Genomic DNA, 16730 nt, shown 5'->3' with positions numbered 1-16730 from the left:
TTTATACATAAGCACAGACTTATGTGTCTGGCAAGGCGGTGATTGCGCCATCGGCCCCGGCCGGCCGTTCCAGCATGCGGATATGGCTTTCCAGCAGGGCCACGGCACGCACCGCGTCGCGGCGCTTCACCGCGTTGAAGATCTGGCGATGGGCATGGTTCGATCCCGGCTGCCAGCCGGCGGAACGATGGACCGCGAAGATGATCCGGGCGCTGGCCAGTTGCAGATCGTCGATCATCGCCAGCAGACGCGGCATCCGGCAGGGAGCGGCGAGTTCGCGATGGAACGACTGATTGGCGCGCTCCCAGTCGGCCATGGTGTCGGCCGCTTCGCCGGCGACCAGCGCCCGTTCGATCCGCTCGAACGCGGTGGCGTTCATCAACGGCGTGGCGACCTTCAGGGCCAGCGGTTCCAGCCGGGCGCGGATCTCAACGATTTCCATCATCGATGTCGGGTCCAGCGGCGCCACCCGCATGCCCCGGCGGGGCTCCGCCACCGCCAGCCCCTGGGCCTTCAGGCGCTGAAATGCCTCGCGCACCGGCACATGGCTCGCCTCGAAGTCTTCCGCGATCCGGTCCTGGCGCAGGGCCGTGCCCGGCGCCAGTTCGCCACTGACAATCCTGGCGCTCAACACCCGCGCAATCCGCTCTGCAATCGTTTCGGCCATGATCACTTATAGATAATCTATGAAGAATCCGGGTGCCTCACCGGGGATCCTTCGCAATACTGACATGAAGGCCAGATCATTTATAGATTATCTATAATTAGACGGAGGACGCAATGCCGGATCCGACCCCCCGCTGGACCCGTGACACCGCGCGCGATATTCATGACGCGCCGTTCAACGGTCTGCTGTTCCGTGCCCAGACCGTGCATCGGGCGCAGTTCGACCCCAACCGGGTGCAGTTGTCGACGCTGCTCAACATCAAGACCGGCGGCTGTGCCGAGGATTGCGGCTATTGCAGCCAGTCCGCCCATCACGCCACCGGGCTGAAGGCCGGCCGGCTGATGGCGGTGGAACGGGTGATCGACGAGGCTCGCCGGGCCAGGGCCGGCGGCGCCACGCGTTATTGCATGGGCGCCGCCTGGCGCGAGCCCAAGGATCGCGACATGGACATGCTGGTGGCGATGGTCGATGGCGTCAAAGCGCTGGGGCTTGAGACCTGCATGACGCTGGGCATGCTGAGCTGCGATCAGGCCGGCCGGCTGGCCGCCGCCGGGCTCGATTTCTACAACCACAATCTCGACACCTCGGAAGGCTTCTATCCACAGGTCGTGAGCACCCGCAGCTATGGCGACCGGCTGGAGACGCTCGACCGGGTCCGGGCCGCCGGCATCAAGGTTTGCGCCGGCGGCATTCTGGGCCTGGGAGAGAGCATCGACGACCGCATCGACATGCTGGTGACCCTGGCCAATCTGCCCGAGCCGCCGGAAAGCGTGCCGATCAACCTGCTGATCCCGATGCCCGGCACGCCGCTGGCCGATGCGCCGCCGGTCGATCCGATCGCCTTCGTGCGGGTGGTGGCAACCGCCCGTATCCTGATGCCGCAGTCCCATGTCCGGTTGACGGCGGGGCGCACGGCAATGACCGACGAGATGCAGGCGCTGTGCTTCCTGGCCGGCGCCAATTCCATCTTCGTGGGCGACCGGCTGCTGACCGCCGCCAATCCCGGCGAGGATCGCGACGGGCAGTTGCTGCGCCGCCTGGGCCTGACAGCCGAGGTTTCGGCCTGACAGCGCCCGGTTGGCCCCCACTGGTTGGCCCCCACTGGTTGGCATGAGCCACGCCGGAGCATTGATACAAGACCGCGCAAGGCCGATCATCGTCTGCCATCACCACCGTCAGGATCCAGACCGATGCCCCATACCCTGCCCACCGATGTCCTCGCCCGGTTCTCCCTTGCCGGCCGCAAGGCCCTGGTCACCGGCGCCAGCCGCGGCATCGGCCGGGCGCTGGCCATCGGGCTGGCCCAGGCCGGTGCCGCGGTCGCGGTCTCCGGCCGCGATCTCACCGCCATCGAACGGGTGGTGGCGCGGATCATCGGCGCCGGCGGTGCCGCGGTGGCAGCCCCCTTCGACGTCGCCGATACCGCCGCGGCGCAGGCCGGCATCGCCCATGCCGCCGAACGTCTGGGCGGGCTGGATATCCTGGTCAACAATGCCGGCATCGAGCAGGTCTGCCCGTCGCTGGATGTCGACGAGGTGTTGTGGGACCGCATCCACGACACCAATCTGAAGGGCGCCTTCTTCTGCGCCCAGGCGGCGGGCCGGATCATGGCACCGGCCGGCGCCGGCGCCATCGTCAACATCTGCTCGCTGACATCGGAGGTCGGCGTGCCGACGGCGGCGGCCTATGGCGCCACGAAAAGCGGACTGCTGGGGCTGACCCGCACGCTCGCCACCGAATGGGCGCCCCATGGCATCCGGGTCAACGGCATCGGTCCGGGCTATTTCCGCACCGACATGACCGATGTGTTCTTCAACGATCCCGATTGGCAACAGGCCATGCTCGCCCGCATTCCCGCCGGCCGGTTCGGCGCGGTCGACGACCTGCTCGGTGCCACCATCTTCCTGGCGTCGCCCGCCGCCGCCTATATCACCGGCACCCTGCTCTATGTCGATGGCGGTTATATGGCCTCTGTCTGAGGGGCCGGTCGGCATCTGGCCCACCCGGTCGCCATTGACGACAACGGCGCGATCAATCTATTTTACAGGATGATCATAATTTAAAAGCCACCTTCCGTCGCGACCGATACCGGATCAGGAGGGCAGGAGCATCATGACCGCCAAAGCCGCACTCGTCACCGGCGTCGGCCCGGGCACCGGGCTCGCCACCGTCCGCCGCTTTGTCGAAGGCGGCTTCAGGGTGGCGATGATCGCCCGTGACGCCGACCGGCTGAACGCCATCGCGGCCGAGATCCCCGGCACCCTCGCCTGCCCGGCCGACGTCACCGATACCGCCGCCTTCATGGCGGCGATCGACCGGGCCGAAGCCTGGGCCGGCGCGCCGGAGGTGGTGGTGCACAATGCCGTCGGCGGCGCCTTCGGCAGCTTCATGACCATTGATCCGGCGGTGCTGGCGCGAAACTTCGACGTCAACGTCATGGCGCTGATGCATCTGGCCCGCCGGGTCTCTCCGGCCATGGTCGCGGCCGGCCGGGGCACGATCCTGGTCACCGGCAACACCTCGGCGCTGCGCGGTCGGGCGAATTTCGCGGGCTTCGCGCCGACCAAGGCGGCTCAGCGGATACTGGCCGAGGCGATCGCCCGTGATCTTGGCCCCAAGGGCGTGCATGTCGCCTATCTGGTGATCGACGCGGTGATCGACACCGCCCGTGCCCGCGCCCGCATTCCCGATGCGCCCGACGATTTTTTCATCCAGCCCGACGACATCGCCGCCGAACTCTGGCACCTCGCGCATCAACCCAGAAGCGCCTGGTCGTTCCTGACCGAAGTGCGGCCGTTCCGCGAGATATGGTGACAGGGTGTCGGGCAGCGCCGGTCAGATCCACCGCCGGACCCGGCGGCGATAGGCGTCGTACCGCGCCCCGAAGCCTCGCGCCATCCGCCGCTCCTCGGGCCGGATGATCCAGATATCGGCGGCCACCACATACCCCACCACAAGCAGCAGGGCGGCAGGGACGTTGAAGATCAGCGCCGCCCCCAGCAGCAGCAGCGCGAAACCCAGACACACCGGGTTGCGGCTGTGGCCGAAGATGCCGTCGGTGATCAGAACGTCGGGCTCACGGTCGCGGGTCTCGTCGATCCGCCGCAAGCGGCGGTTTACCGCCAGTGGTATCATCAACCCTGCCATCAGCGGCACCAGCCCGATGAACTGCCAGGGCGGCGGCAACAGCCGGCCCTCGGGCCACAGCCGCGACAGCACCCCCATCGCCGCCAGCAACGCGACGACCTGAACTGCCAGAGCCAGCCGGCCCGACCGCCTGACGCGTCGCTCCCCATCCCGCCCCGGCGGCCGGCGGCGTCATGGCTGTGCGCTCACCCGCACCGGCACCGATTTGGCCGCCGGCGTCTTGCTGCCCTCGGCATAGTGCGACAGCGGGATCAGGGCGTTGCATTCAGGGTAATAGGCGCCGCAGCAACCATGGGGAATATTGTATTCCACGATGGTGAAGCCATCCATCCGGCGGCTGACGCCGTCATCGGCAACCGTGGTCAGCGTGGCCGTGCCACCCCTGGTCAAGCCCAGCCGGATGATGTCGTCGGCATTCATCATCAGCACCATCCGGCTGCCATGGATGCCGCGGAAGCGGTCGTCATAGCCATAGACGGTGGTGTTGAACTGGTCGTTGGAGCGCAGGGTCAGCAGCCGCATCACGGCGGGATCGTCATCGGCGTCGAAGCTGGCGTTCAGGCTGGACGGGCATTTGAAATTGGCCCGGCCGGTATCGGTGTTCCAGCGCCGCTCGCGCGCCGCCAGCGGCCGGGGAAAACCGCCGGGCGTGCCCATCCGCCGGTTCATGTCCTTGAAATCGTTAGGGAAGGTCTCCTCGATGGCATCGCGGATCCGACCATAATCGGCCACCCAGTCGTCCCACGGCACATGAGGATTGGGCGGCAGCGTCGCCTTGGCCAGTTCCGCCACGATCTTCGGTTCCGACAGCAGATGCGGGCCCGCCGGCGGCGCCACCCCGCGTGAGGCGTGGATACAGGCGGTGCTGTCCTCCATGGTCACGATCTGCGGACCGGTTGCCTGCTCGTCGACCTCTAGCCGCCCCAGGCAGGGCAGGACATAGGTGGTCTCGGCGGTGATCAAATGGCTGCGGTTCAGCTTGGTCGCCACATGCACCGCCAGCTTCAGCCGGCGCCAGGCCGGTTCCATCCGCTCGCGATCGGGGATGGCGCGCACGAAATTGCCGCCCAGACCAATGAAGGCGTCGACCGTGCCGTCGATGATCCCCTCGCAGGCCTCCACCGTGTTCAGGCCCTTGTTGCGGGGCGGCTGGAAATGATATTGCGCCGCCAGCCGGTCCAGCGGCACCAGATGCGGCTCGTCGGCGATGCCCACCGTGCGCTGGCCCTGGACATTCGAATGGCCGCGCACCGGCAGGATGCCGGCGCCGTGCCGGCCGATATTACCCCGCAGCAACAACAGGTTGACCAGCATCTGGATGCTGTCGACGCCGCGCCGGTGTTGGGTCAGCCCCATGCCATAGATCGCGATCGCCCGCCGGGCGTTGAGATAGGTGGTCGCCGCCGCCTCGATCGCCTGGCGGCTGAGGCCCGACGCCCGCTCGATCTCGGCCCAGTTGCTGGCGCGGACCCGGCTGATGAAATCCTCGAAGCCGTGGGTGTGTTCCTGGATGAAGTCCACGTCCAGCACCCGTGGGCTGCCGTCGGCCCTGGCCTGATCGTCGCGATCGACCAGCACCTTGCACATGCCCATCAGCACCGCGATGTCGCCGCCGGCCCGCAGCTGATGATATTGCGAGGCAAGGTCGGTGGGCTCGCGGGTGATCATCTCACCCGGCGCCTGCGGATTGATGAAGCTTTCCCAGCCGCGTTCACGCAAAGGGTTGAACACCACGATCGGCACGCCGCGTTCGGCCGCGCGCTGCAGCGGATGCAGCATACGCGGCGCGTTGCTGCCGACATTCTGCCCGAACGACAGGATGCAATCGGTCGCATCGAATTCATCGAGCCGTACCGTGCCGACCGGCACGCCGATGCTCTCGGGCAGCGCCTTCGATGTGGTCTCGTGGCACATGTTCGAACTGTCGGGCAGGTTGTTGGTGCCATAGAGCCGCGCGAACAGCTGATACATATACGAGGTCTCAAGCGAGGCCCGACCCGAGGCATAGAATACCACCCGGTCGGGTTCGAACGCCTTCAATCGGGCGCCGATATCCGCGAAGGCCTCCGCCCACGACACCACCACATAGGTGTCGGTGGGGCCGTGATAGCGAAGAGGCCGGGTCAGCCGGCCCTCGGCCTCCAGCGCGTGATCCGACCAGCCGAGCAACTCGCTGACCGTGTGATCGGCAAAGAAGCCGGTTTTCACCCGATCTGCGGTCAGTTCCCAGAACGTCGCCTTGGCGCCGTTCTCGCAGAACTCGAAGCTGTGCGGTTCCGCCGGCTTCGCCCAGGCGCAGCTCACGCACATGAAACCGTCGAGCTTGTTCTGCTTCGGCAGCACCGGCACCGCGCGGCTCCAGCCATGAGCATTGGTCACGTGCCGGAACAGGGACCGTACCGAGCCCCAGCCACCCGCCGGCTGGTCATGGGGCTCGAAGCGAAGATCGCGTGCCATGGCAGATCGGTGTCCTCTGGTGGAGCGTTGTCAGGGATAGGGTGCGATCCCCATCCAACGCCCCGGCCGAGAGGTTGGTTCCGGGTGGCGAGCGGTGCCCTGGCTCGGCCCCGGCCGTGGCAGGTGTCGGGCATACTGCCGCCGCCATTTTCGCCACGGTCGCCTTACATCCACCTCGGGTCTTCATAGTTCGAGGCATGCGCGCGTGCCGGCACGCGCGCATGCCTTGCAGGCGGAAGCCCGAACATACGTACATACTCTCGTGAGAACTGGGTGGGACTTTCGTAGCCGACACTGAACGCTGCGCTGGAGACCGATTGCCTCTCGGACTGCATGAGCCGTTTCGCCTCGATGAGCCGCAGGCGCTTCTGGTATTGGAGCGGCGTCGTACCGGTGACGGCCTTGAATTGAAGATGGAAGGCCGAAACGCTCATGCCGACGGCACTTGCCAGGTCGGCCACGACAAGCGGCCGTTCGAAGTTGCTGCGGATGATGACGATGGCGTCGGCAATCCTCGACGCATTGCTGCCGGCCTGTGTCAGTGCGCGAAGCAGCGAGCCGTGATTGGCACACAGCAGCCAATAGTGGATTTCGCGTATGAGCAGCGGGTGTAGAACTGGCAGTGCCGCGGGTTTGTCCATAAGCGCGAACAGGCGCCCCATCGCGGCGATGATGGCGTCGTCCGCCTCCGCCACCGATATCGCTGCGACCTCCCCGCCGGCGCCGCCAGCGAAACCCGGTTCGGCTGACAGCTCCCGAATGAGGCCCATATCGAGTTTGAGCGCCAACGCAACATAGGGCCGCTCTGGCGACGCCTCGACGACGCGGGCGTCTGTGGGAAGATCGATGCCGACAACAACCGAGTGCCCCCTCGGGAAATCGATGATCCGGGATCCCTGACGCGCTTGCTTTGCGCCCTCCAGGACCAGGCAGAAAATGGGCTCGTAAAGAACCGGAACCAATTCGGTCGCCTGTATCCGACGCGACACCTTCAGACCCGGAACGTCCGTCGTGCTCGGCTCGTCGCCAATGTCCCGGGCATCGGCATAGGCGAGCACCTTGCGAGAAAGGTCGTCGAGCGTCATGGGATCCTCAATAGAAACAGGCACGACAATGGTGCCCGTATGGGGGAATTCCACAAGGGCGCAGATACGCAGTCTGGAGAAACAGGCAGGTTCTTTCGAGGATGCGGCAGGAAGGGCATGGTGAGGCACGCTATCTTCGTGTCGGACGCAGGCCAAAGGAGACGGACATGAAAATCACGGGCAACACCATCCTCATCACCGGAGGCGGAAGCGGTATTGGCCGCGCTCTTGCCGAAGCATTCCTCGAAAGAGGCAATGATGTCATCGTCACCGGCCGCAACCGGGACAAGCTGACGGAGGTGGAATGCGCCAATCCCGGAATCCGTACCTATCAACTCGATGTCGACGATCCGGACGCGATCCGCGCCTTTTCCAGCCAGGTTACGACGGACTTTCCCTCGCTCAACATCCTGATCAACAATGCCGGGATCATGCCGGCCGAAACCGTCCGCGACGGCTCTACGGCCACGGCGGAAGCCACGATCACCACCAATCTGCTCGGTCCGATCCGTCTGACGACCGCGCTGCTTCCCCACCTTATGGCGAGGCCGGATGCGGCTGTGCTGACGGTTTCGTCGGGGCTGGCCTTCCTGCCACGTGGCGGCTTTCCAACCTATTGCGCGTCCAAGGCGGCCATCCACTCGTACAGCCAGACGCTGCGCGTGCAGTTGCGCGACACGTCGGTGCAGGTCATCGAACTGGTGCCGCCTTATGTTCAGACCGAACTGACAGGCCCGCAGCAGGCCGGCGACCCCAATGCCATGCCTCTCGGTGACTATATTTCCGAGACCATGGCGCTGCTCCAGAAGCAGCCTGACGCTGAGGAAATCCTTGTCGAGCGCGTGCACTTCCAGCGCTTTGCCGAACGGGAGGATCGCTACTCCCAGTCGTTTGACCGCTTGAACGGTTAGAGCAGATCGCAATCAGGTGGAACCACCTGATTGGGTTAAGATGCTCTACAAACCAATATGTTAGAGTGATTTTCGTGAACCGGATTGCGCGAAAATCACTCTAGCGACGGCATCGCCGCCATGGGCGGAAGCCATGCCGGCTCGATCGCGTGTTTTGCGCCTGAACGCGGCGACGGATCGTCACGGCAACGTCTGATCTCCTGCCCCGATCGGCCGCTGCATCAGCACCGAGTCGACCCAGCCACCGAATTTGAAGCCGATGGAGCGGAAGGTGCCGATCGTCTCGAAGCCGAGGGCCGCATGCAGGCCGATCGAGCCGGCATTGCCGCTGTCGCCGATCACCGCGATCATCTGGCGCCAGGGGCCGGCGGCGCAGTGGTCGATCAGGGCGGCCAGAAGCGCGCGGCCGATGCCCTGCCCCTCCAGCCCGGGGGCGATATAGACCGAATCCTCGACCACATAGCGATAGGCCGGTCGGGCGCGGTAGAGGCTGGCATAGGCATAGCCGGCGACGGCGCCATCGATAGTGCAGACCAGATAAGGATAGCCGGCGCCCGTGATCGCCGCATGGCGGGCGCGCATCTCGTCCGCCGTTGGCGGCTGCTCTTCGAACGAGGCGCGGCCGGTCAGCACGTGATGGCCGTAAATGGTGGCGATCGCGGCGAGATCACCGGTCTCCGCCGGACGGATCGCCCGCACCGCCAGTTGACGCGCCATTTCCATCGTCATGATCCGCCTCGTCCGTGCCTGAACGCCACCTGACGGACAGCATCATTCGGCAGCCCGCCTGTCGCAAGACGGATGATTGCGGCGGTGTCGTCCATTCCCCCCGGACCGGATCTGCACTACCATCACCGCCACCCCCGGCCACACGCTTCCGTATCGAGGGCTGTACAGGCCATGCATGTCTATATCGACGCCGAGCGGCGGCCGCTCGACAGCGGGTTCGACGATTTCCTGAACCCGGCCCGCACGGCGGTCATCTCCATCGACCTGCACCGCGGCCATCTGGAAGACAGCCCCGACTGCCCCTGCCCTGCGCCGCGGGCGCGGGCGATCGTCGATGGGGTCGACCGCTTCCACGCCGCCGCCCGCCGGCTGGGCGTGCCGGTGATCCATGTCCGCAGCACCCTGCGCCGTAGCGGCATCGACGATATCCACGGCATCAGCTCGGCCTGGCGGCGGGTGTTTCCGCTGCATGTGGGGCCGATCCCCAATGCCGACGCCCATGCCATCGAGGGCTCGCACTGGACCGAATTCGTGACCGATGTCGACGACCGCGACCTGATCGTGTCGTCGAAGAAGCGGCTGTCGGCCTTCTATCCCACCGATCTGGATTTCCTGCTGCGCAATATGGGCGTGCAGTCGGTGGTGCTGAACGGCTGTCTGGCCGATTGCTGCGTGCTGAACACCGCCTTCGACGCCTCCAATCTGGGCTATCGGGTGACGGTGCTGAACGATCTGATCGCCGGCACCAATGCCGATCTGGAGGCATCGAGCCGGCGGATCATCGCCATGCATCTGGGACTGGTCGCCGACGCCGCCGATCTGATCGAGACCTGGGAAAGGCGGCGCGCAGCCTGAGCCATGGACAGCGTGGGCCGTGGTCAGCGTGGGCCGTGGTCAGGCCGGCACCACCGGCGCCGGCTTCTTCAGCACCCGCAGCATCAGCGCCGTGACCACGGTGCCAGCGACCAGCGCCACCAGATAGCCGCCAAGCGACACCACCGCATTGGGGATGGGCAGCACGAACACGCCGCCATGGGGCACCTTCAACTGCGCGCCCACCGCCATGGAGATCGCGCCGGCAAAGGCCGATCCGATCATCAGCGACGGGATCACCCGCAGCGGGTCGCGGGCGGCGAAGGGGATGGCGCCTTCACTGATGAAGGCCAGCCCCAGCACGGCGGCGGCATTGCCGGCCTCGCGCTCGTCACGGGTGAACCGGCCGGGGAACAGCTTTGTGGCCAGCGCGATCCCCAGCGGCGGGGTCATGCCAGCGGCCATCGCCGCCGCCATCGGGCCATAGATCTCGGACGCGATCAGACCGGTGGAGAAGGCGTAGGCGGCCTTGTTGACCGGACCGCCCATGTCGAAGGCCATCATCAGCCCCAGAATCAGGCCGAGCGCGATGGCGCTGCCACCCTGCATGCCCTTCAGCCAGGCGCTGAGCACCGCCAGCAACTCCGCCACCGGTTCGCCCACCACATAGATCATCAGCAGACCGGTGAGCAGCGAGCCCAGGATGGGCAGGATCAGAACCGGCTTCAGGCCTTCCAGGTTCTTGTGCAGCCGGATGTTGCGGTTCAGCCAGGCGGTGCCATAGCCGGCGATGAAGCCGGCGACGATGCCGCCCAGAAACCCCGCGCCCAGTTCCGCCGCCAGCATGCCGCCGATCATGCCCGGCGCGATGCCCGGCCGGTCCGCGATCGAATAGGCGATATAGCCGGCCAGCGCCGGCACCATCAGCGCGAAGGCACCCTTGGCGCCGATCTGGAACAGGGCATAGGCCAGCGTGCCCTGATTGGCATCGTCATAGGCATAGATGCCGCCCAGCGCGAAGGCGATCGCGATCAGCAGACCGCCGGTGGTGACGAAGGGCAGCATGAACGACACGCCGGTCATCAGATGCCGGTAGGGCCCGGTGCGGCCGCTGCCGCCGCCCGCCCTGGTATCGGCGGCGGCAGTGGCGGCTGGCTCCGCGCCACCACCCTGCACGGTCGCTTCGGCGAAGGCGCGCGCGATCAGCGCGCGGCCGTCATTGATCGCAGGCTTAGTGCCCGACAGAAAGACCCGCTTGCCCGCGAACCGCGACAGATCGACCTGGGTATCGGCGGCAATGATCACGATGTCGGCGGCACGGATCTCGTCGGCAGTCAGCGCATCCCGGGCACCGACCGAGCCTTGCGTCTCCACCCGCGCCTCATGGCCCAGCGCATTTGCCGCTTGAAGAATGCCTTCCGCCGCCATGAAGGTATGGGCGATCCCCGTCGGGCATGAGGTGATGGCGACGATCCGCTTCGGTGCGTCGGAAGCCGGTGCGGCGGGTGCGGCGGCCGGCGCCGTGGCCCGCGCCAGCACCGCCGCCGGATCGCGCAGCACGTCGTCGATGGTGGCGGTCACCTGATGGCGGCCGGCGAAGCGCGCGGCATCGCCCGCGCCGCCGATCAGCAGCACCGCATCGGCACCGGCGATCGCCTCGGGGGCGATCGGATCGCGGATCTCATCGTCGTGGCGCAGTTCGATCGACAGGTGATGGCCCTGCTCGCCCGCCCGCTTGCGCAACGCCTCGGCGGCCAGCACCCCGCGGGTGCTGCGGTCATCGGCCGTGATCACGGCCAGCAGTATCGACATGGGGTTCCTCCGTCACGGCATCTCTGGGCGCCGTATCATGTGCGGGAGCGGAAGCAGCGGGGCCGCCGGATGGCGATGGTCGGCGCTCAGGCCTGCAGGCGTGCGGGGGAAAGCGGATGATCCAGCATCACCTGCGCCGCCAGGGCCGCAACGCGAGGTGCCGGCGGCAGATGCGGCCCCACCAGCGCCAGCTTGGCCGTGGCGAAGGCAACCCCGCGCCGGGCCAGATCCTCGATCGCCCCCCCCTCGGCCATCGCCGCCACGATACCGGCGACCATGGCATCGCCCGCGCCCACCGTGCTCAACACCCGCTCGGGTGGCAGGGCGGCATGGATGACGTCTTCGGCGGTGACGAACAGCGCGCCATCGGCACCCATCGACACCACCACCAGCCCGATGCCGCGCCGGACCAGGGCGCGGGCGGCCTCCACCACCGCCGCGTCATCATCCAGCGGCCGGCCGGCCCAGTCGGCGAGTTCCGCCCGATTGGGCTTCACGCAATCGGGCATGGCCTCCGGGGGGGCATCGAGTGCCGCCGCAAGCGGCGGGCCGCTGGTATCCAGCACCACCCGCGCCCCGCGGCCGCGCAGATAACCGGTCAGCACCCGGTAGAGATCGGTATCGACCCCGGCCGGCAGGCTGCCGGCCAGCACCACGATCGCCCCGGTCCCGGCCACGTCGTCGAGCACCGCCATCAGCCGGCCGATGGCGCCGGTGTCGACATCCAGCCCCGGCAGATTGATGTCGGTGGTGTCGGCGCTGTCGAGATCGGCGAGCTTGATATTCACCCGGGTCGCGCCCGGCACCCGGATGAAGCGGTCGGTGATGCCACCGGCCGCGAACAGGGCATCGAAGCTGGCGGTATTGTCCTGGCCCAGCACGCCGGTGACGGTGGCGGCGAGGCCCCAATCCGCCAGGCAGCTTGCGACATTCACGCCCTTGCCGCCGGCATTGCGCTCCACCCGCCGGGCACGGTGCACGGCACCGGGGGTCAGGCGGTCGATGATCACGGTCTGGTCGATGGCCGGGTTCAGGGTCACGGTCACGACCGGTGCCTGTTCCGCTGCCTGTCTCTGCATGCCCGCCGTCATGACAGCCGCCCTTCCAGCGCGCGGACGTCGGCCGCGGTGCCGGCAGCCAGCGCCTCGGCGGCCAGGCGTTGCAAGGCCACATGATCCAGTTGGCGCAGCCGCGCCTTCACCGCCGGAATGTCGCGCGGGGTCATCGACAATTCCTCGACCCCCAACCCCACCAGCAGGGCGGCGCCGAACGGATCGCCGGCGATGCCGCCACAGACACCCACCCAGCGGCTGGATTTGCGCGCGCCATCCACCGTCATCGCGATCAGCCGCAGCACCGCCGGATGCAGGCTGTCGGCCTCGGCCGCAAGGTCGGGATGCTGTCGGTCGATCGCCAGCCCGTATTGGGTGAGATCATTGGTGCCGATCGAGAAGAAATCGACATGGGGCGCGAAGATATCGGCCTGGATCGCGGTGGACGGCACCTCGACCATGATGCCCAGCGGCACTTCAGGGGCCCCCAGCACGGCACGGATGCCCTCGGCGATCCGGCGCAGCTCCAGCACCTCGCCCAGCGAGGTGATCATCGGAAACATGATCGACAGCCGCGCGCCATCGGCCGCCGCCCGGTACAGTGCCCGCAATTGCGGTTCCAGCAGATCCGGCCGGCGCAGCAGCAGCCGGGCGCCACGCACGCCCAGAAACGGATTGTCTTCATGCGGCAGGCCCAGATGCGCCACCTGCTTGTCGCCGCCGATATCCAGCGCCCGCACGATCAGCGGCCTGCCGTCCAGCGCCGCGGCCATATCGCGGTAATAGGCGTATTGCTCGTCCTCGTCCGGGGTGCGGCTGCGTTCCAGGAACAGGAATTCGGTGCGCATCAGCCCCACCGCCTCGGCCCCCTGGTCCAATGCCATCGCCACCTGATCGGGGCGGTTCACATTGGCGCCGATTTCCACCGTATGGCCATCGCGGGTGCGGGCAGGCAGGCCGCGTTCCGCGGCATCGCGCAGGCGCTGCGCCTGCTGTTCGGCGGCCCAGGCCTGCGCCGATGCGATCGCCGCATCCGACGGATCGGGGTAGAGACGGCCGGCCTGACCGTCCAGGATCACCCGGGTGCCGGGCTCAAGGTCAAGAAGGCTGCCGCCGCCCGCGACCATGGCCGGCAGACCCAGCGTGCGGGCCAGGATGGCGGTGTGCGATGTCGGGCCGCCCTGGGCGGTCGCCAGCCCGATCACCCGGCCGGTATCCAGCCCGGCGGTATCCGAGGGCGACAGATCGGGCGCGATCAGGATGCATGGTTCATCCGGCAGGTCGTCGGCGCCGCCCGCTTTCAATGCGGGATCGATCCGCAGCAGCACCCGACGGCCGACATCGCGCAGATCGGCCGCGCGCGCCGCCAGCACCGGGTTGTCGAGGCGGGCCAGCGCCAATGCCTGACGCTCCACCGCCTCGTGCCACGACCAGGCGACGCCATGGCCTTCAACCATCAACTGGCAGGTCAGGGTGACCAGATCGGCATCATCCAGCAAACCGGCCTGGGCCTGGAAAATACCGGCCTCGGCGGCACCCAGCCGACGGGCGGTGTCATCGGCCAGCACCTTCAACTGTTCACGGGTCAGTTGCAGGGCGTCATGCAGGATGTCGCCACCCTCGATCAGCGGCACCGGCCGGTCGGGCACGGTCAGCGGCCCGGTGGCCAGAAGATGCATCCGGCCGATCGCCAGACCGGGGCTGGCGGCAAGGCCCGCGATCACCGGTGAGCGGTCATCCGCCGGTGGTGTCCAGCCGGTGGTGGGGGCGGCGGCGCGTTCGGCCGCACGCCGGGCGGCCGTCTGTTCCTCGGCACTGATCCGGGTCATCACCGCGCGCAGCCGCTCCAGCGCCCGGTCGGCATCGGCGCCATCGGCCGAAACCGTGATCTCGTCACCCGCGCGCAGGCCCAGTTGCAGCAGCGGGATCATGTTCTTGGCGTCGGCGGTCTCGGTGCCGTGGCGCACGCGGATGGGCCCGGAAAACCGTCTTGCGGTATCGGCCCAGCTTGCGGCCGGCCGGGCATGCAGGCCGGTCGGATAGTCGACGGTCCAGGTGAAGCTGCGTGGAAGATCGCCTGCCGGCATCCCGGACCCGCCGGCGGCATCGGCGTCATCGGTCAGCGCGCGCAGAATATCGCCGGGCTGGTCGGTCACCATCAGCCGCGCCAGCCGGTCTTCATCCTGCAACAGCCGGGTCAATCGGCGCAGGATGCCGATATGGGCATCGGATGTCGCGGCGATCGCCACCACCAGTCGCGCCGTTTGACCATCATTCCAGGTCACGCCGTCGCGGATCTGCAGGATGGCGACGCCGTTGCCGCGCACCATGCCCCGGTCCTCGACCATGCCGTGGGGAATGGCGACACCGGCGCCCAGGAAAGTATTCGCCACCGCCTCGCGCCGTTCCATGCTCTCAGCATAGGCGGGCGCGATCAACCCCGCCGCCACCAGCATCTGCGCCGCTTCGCGGATCGCCGCCGCCTTGTCGGCCGGGCGCGCATTCAGCCGGATCAGATCCCGGCGGACGATCCCGGGCGGCGATACGGAGGAAGGCGATACGGGGGACGGCGATACGGGAGGCGGGGCAGCGGGGGTCATCAGCGCGGGTATCCTCCGGATGGCCCGGGCTTCTTCGGTGGCCCGCGGCGCACAAGCGATGGCAGTGGCGGTGGTGGTGGTGGTGACCGAGAGCCCGAGCCCGTGGCGGCATCGTCTGGTGCCGGCACGGCATCTCCGGCACGCATTTCCCGGGATCCGAGCCCATCAGGATCCGGAATCGGCTCACGCCAGGCCGCCGGGAAACGCTTCGGTTGGGCAATTGAAATCGATTACAGTTCTGATGTCAAGGCAGCACCGGTTCGCACATATGCTGCAGTGCAGCATATGCTTGCATTCAGCCATCCGATCAGCCAAAATGATCGCCAACGCACTGAAAACGATTTCAGAAACACGATCAGAACCAGGGCCATGACCAGAATCAAGGATGTTGCCCGCGAAGCCGGCGTATCGGTCGCCACCGTGTCCCGCGTGCTGACCGGCGGGCCGGTGAGCACGGGCCTGCGCGCCAAGGTGGAAACCGCGATCCGCGCCACCGGCTATCGTCCCAACCTGTCGGCCCGGCGGCTGCGGTCGCAGCACAGCCGCACCATCGGGCTGATCGTGTCGGACATCCGCAACCCGTTCTTCACCGCCGTCAGCCGTGCGGTGGAGGATGCGGCCTATGACGCCGGCATGCGCGTCATCCTGTGCAACACCGACGAGAATCCGGAAAAGGAAGCCCTGTATCTGCGGCTGATGCAGGAAGAACGGGTCACCGGCCTGATCTTCGCGCCCACCCGGATATCCGCCGAAGCACTGTCGCAATCGCCGCTGGATTTCCCCACCGTGCTGATCGACCGCGCCGGCCCGCCGGGCCTGCACGACGCGGTGGTGCTCGACAATGCCGCCGCCGCCGGCACCCTGGTGTCGCATCTTCTGGAACAAGGCTATCGGCGGATCGGCGGTCTGTTCGGCAACACCAGCACCACCGGTGTCGAACGCCATGCCGGTTTCGCGGCCATGCTCAGCGCCCGCGGCCTTGCGGCACCGGCACAGTTCGTGGCGCCCACCGCCGATGCCGGCGAAGCCGAACTGCTGCGCTGGCTGGCGGCACCCGACCGGCCGGATGCGGTGATCGCCAGCAATGGCCAGCTGCTGCTGGGTGCCGCCCGTGCGGTGCGCCGCCTGGGGCTCAGCATGCCCCATGATCTGGCCGTAGCCGGGTTCGACAACGAAACCTGGACCGGTCTGGTCGGCCCCGGCCTGACCGTGATCGAACAGCCGGTGCATGAAATCGGCACCACCGCCATGCAGTTGCTGTTCGACCGCCTGTCGCGCCCCGGCGGCCCCGCCCGCAAGATGGTGCTGTCGGGCCGGCCGATCCTGCGCGGATCAACCGGCCCCCGGCTTCGGGCCGTCGCGAACTGACCTGATCCCTAGCAGCCTGTCGGAGTTGACCCCAAGGGTCTGGTTCGATCCGGTTTAGGGGCGTGCGGTGCTTTGATTGTGCGGTGATT

At 67.3% G+C, this 16730-nt stretch carries 14 protein-coding genes; 6 read left to right on the top strand and 8 right to left on the bottom strand.

The annotated features are described in order from the left end of the window. Positions 1-19: 19 nt before the first annotated feature. The gene (locus IEW15_RS13170; RefSeq protein ID WP_188578609.1) at positions 20-667 is read right to left on the bottom strand and encodes a GntR family transcriptional regulator; all 648 of its coding nucleotides are present in this window, start codon (positions 665-667) and stop codon (positions 20-22) included. Between the two features lie 113 nt (positions 668-780). Between IEW15_RS13170 and bioB the strand changes: the two genes are divergently transcribed. The 3 genes from bioB to IEW15_RS13155 all read left to right on the top strand — a co-directional run bounded on the left by bioB (position 781) and on the right by IEW15_RS13155 (position 3481). Next, the gene (bioB, locus tag IEW15_RS13165; RefSeq protein ID WP_188578607.1) at positions 781-1734 is read left to right on the top strand and encodes a biotin synthase BioB; all 954 of its coding nucleotides are present in this window, start codon (positions 781-783) and stop codon (positions 1732-1734) included. 123 nt (positions 1735-1857) lie between these two features. Beyond that, positions 1858-2646, top strand: coding sequence for a glucose 1-dehydrogenase (locus tag IEW15_RS13160; RefSeq protein ID WP_188578605.1), 789 nt, complete (start codon positions 1858-1860; stop codon positions 2644-2646). Positions 2647-2779: 133 nt separating this feature from the next. Continuing rightward, positions 2780-3481 (top strand): SDR family NAD(P)-dependent oxidoreductase, encoded by a 702-nt coding sequence (locus IEW15_RS13155; protein WP_188578603.1) that lies wholly within the window; start codon positions 2780-2782, stop codon positions 3479-3481. Positions 3482-3502: 21 nt separating this feature from the next. On the opposite strand, the gene IEW15_RS13150 is transcribed toward IEW15_RS13155, so the two are convergent. The 3 genes from IEW15_RS13150 to IEW15_RS13140 form a co-directional block, all read right to left on the bottom strand. After that, positions 3503-3904: a methyltransferase family protein gene (locus tag IEW15_RS13150; RefSeq protein WP_188578601.1), complete on the bottom strand. Its 402-nt coding sequence runs from the start codon at positions 3902-3904 to the stop codon at positions 3503-3505. 81 nt (positions 3905-3985) lie between these two features. Next, positions 3986-6271 (bottom strand): FdhF/YdeP family oxidoreductase, encoded by a 2286-nt coding sequence (locus IEW15_RS13145; protein ID WP_188578599.1) that lies wholly within the window; start codon positions 6269-6271, stop codon positions 3986-3988. A gap of 164 nt (positions 6272-6435) precedes the next feature. Next, a complete protein-coding gene (locus IEW15_RS13140) occupies positions 6436-7356 on the bottom strand; it encodes an AraC family transcriptional regulator (protein WP_188578596.1) in 921 nt (306 codons plus the stop codon). 167 nt (positions 7357-7523) lie between these two features. Between IEW15_RS13140 and IEW15_RS13135 the strand changes: the two genes are divergently transcribed. Further along, complete coding sequence (locus tag IEW15_RS13135; protein WP_188578594.1) at positions 7524-8267, top strand: SDR family oxidoreductase; 744 nt, start codon at positions 7524-7526, stop codon at positions 8265-8267. Between the two features lie 180 nt (positions 8268-8447). Here the strand turns inward: IEW15_RS13135 and IEW15_RS13130 are convergent, their stop codons facing one another. After that, positions 8448-8996, bottom strand: a complete 549-nt coding sequence (locus IEW15_RS13130; RefSeq protein WP_188578592.1) for a GNAT family N-acetyltransferase — start codon at positions 8994-8996, stop codon at positions 8448-8450. 171 nt (positions 8997-9167) lie between these two features. Here IEW15_RS13130 and IEW15_RS13125 point away from each other — a divergent pair, with 171 nt between their 5' ends. Further along, positions 9168-9851, top strand: a complete 684-nt coding sequence (locus tag IEW15_RS13125) for a cysteine hydrolase family protein (RefSeq protein ID WP_188578590.1) — start codon at positions 9168-9170, stop codon at positions 9849-9851. Between the two features lie 39 nt (positions 9852-9890). On the opposite strand, the gene IEW15_RS13120 is transcribed toward IEW15_RS13125, so the two are convergent. The 3 genes from IEW15_RS13120 to ptsP form a co-directional block, all read right to left on the bottom strand. Beyond that, complete coding sequence (locus tag IEW15_RS13120) at positions 9891-11621, bottom strand: fructose-specific PTS transporter subunit EIIC (protein ID WP_188578588.1); 1731 nt, start codon at positions 11619-11621, stop codon at positions 9891-9893. An 86-nt stretch (positions 11622-11707) separates the two neighbouring features. After that, on the bottom strand, positions 11708-12700 hold the full coding sequence (gene pfkB / locus IEW15_RS13115) for a 1-phosphofructokinase (RefSeq protein ID WP_188578586.1): 993 nt from the start codon (positions 12698-12700) through the stop codon (positions 11708-11710). Between the two features lie 8 nt (positions 12701-12708). Continuing rightward, positions 12709-15273: a phosphoenolpyruvate--protein phosphotransferase gene (gene ptsP / locus IEW15_RS13110; protein ID WP_188578584.1), complete on the bottom strand. Its 2565-nt coding sequence runs from the start codon at positions 15271-15273 to the stop codon at positions 12709-12711. Between the two features lie 369 nt (positions 15274-15642). Between ptsP and IEW15_RS13105 the strand changes: the two genes are divergently transcribed. After that, the gene (locus IEW15_RS13105) at positions 15643-16641 is read left to right on the top strand and encodes a LacI family DNA-binding transcriptional regulator (protein ID WP_188578582.1); all 999 of its coding nucleotides are present in this window, start codon (positions 15643-15645) and stop codon (positions 16639-16641) included. The last annotated feature ends 89 nt before the right edge of the window (positions 16642-16730 follow it).

This window comes from Tistrella bauzanensis, from assembly GCF_014636235.1.
Classification (GTDB): domain Bacteria; phylum Pseudomonadota; class Alphaproteobacteria; order Tistrellales; family Tistrellaceae; genus Tistrella; species Tistrella bauzanensis.
This window is presented reverse-complemented; position numbering and strand designations above follow the sequence as displayed.

Bases quoted from the DNA above. Each gene is read 5' to 3' on its own strand.
- IEW15_RS13170 (WP_188578609.1), bottom strand. From the start codon at position 667: ATGGCCGAAACGATTGCAGAGCGGATTGCGCGGGTGTTGAGCGCCAGG.
- bioB (WP_188578607.1), top strand. From the start codon at position 781: ATGCCGGATCCGACCCCCCGCTGGACCCGTGACACCGCGCGCGATATT.
- IEW15_RS13160 (WP_188578605.1), top strand. From the start codon at position 1,858: ATGCCCCATACCCTGCCCACCGATGTCCTCGCCCGGTTCTCCCTTGCC.
- IEW15_RS13155 (WP_188578603.1), top strand. From the start codon at position 2,780: ATGACCGCCAAAGCCGCACTCGTCACCGGCGTCGGCCCGGGCACCGGG.
- IEW15_RS13145 (WP_188578599.1), bottom strand. From the start codon at position 6,271: ATGGCACGCGATCTTCGCTTCGAGCCCCATGACCAGCCGGCGGGTGGC.
- IEW15_RS13140 (WP_188578596.1), bottom strand. From the start codon at position 7,356: ATGACGCTCGACGACCTTTCTCGCAAGGTGCTCGCCTATGCCGATGCC.
- IEW15_RS13135 (WP_188578594.1), top strand. From the start codon at position 7,524: ATGAAAATCACGGGCAACACCATCCTCATCACCGGAGGCGGAAGCGGT.
- IEW15_RS13130 (WP_188578592.1), bottom strand. From the start codon at position 8,996: ATGACGATGGAAATGGCGCGTCAACTGGCGGTGCGGGCGATCCGTCCG.
- IEW15_RS13125 (WP_188578590.1), top strand. From the start codon at position 9,168: ATGCATGTCTATATCGACGCCGAGCGGCGGCCGCTCGACAGCGGGTTC.
- IEW15_RS13120 (WP_188578588.1), bottom strand. From the start codon at position 11,621: ATGTCGATACTGCTGGCCGTGATCACGGCCGATGACCGCAGCACCCGC.
- pfkB (WP_188578586.1), bottom strand. From the start codon at position 12,700: ATGCAGAGACAGGCAGCGGAACAGGCACCGGTCGTGACCGTGACCCTG.
- ptsP (WP_188578584.1), bottom strand. From the start codon at position 15,273: ATGACCCCCGCTGCCCCGCCTCCCGTATCGCCGTCCCCCGTATCGCCT.
- IEW15_RS13105 (WP_188578582.1), top strand. From the start codon at position 15,643: ATGACCAGAATCAAGGATGTTGCCCGCGAAGCCGGCGTATCGGTCGCC.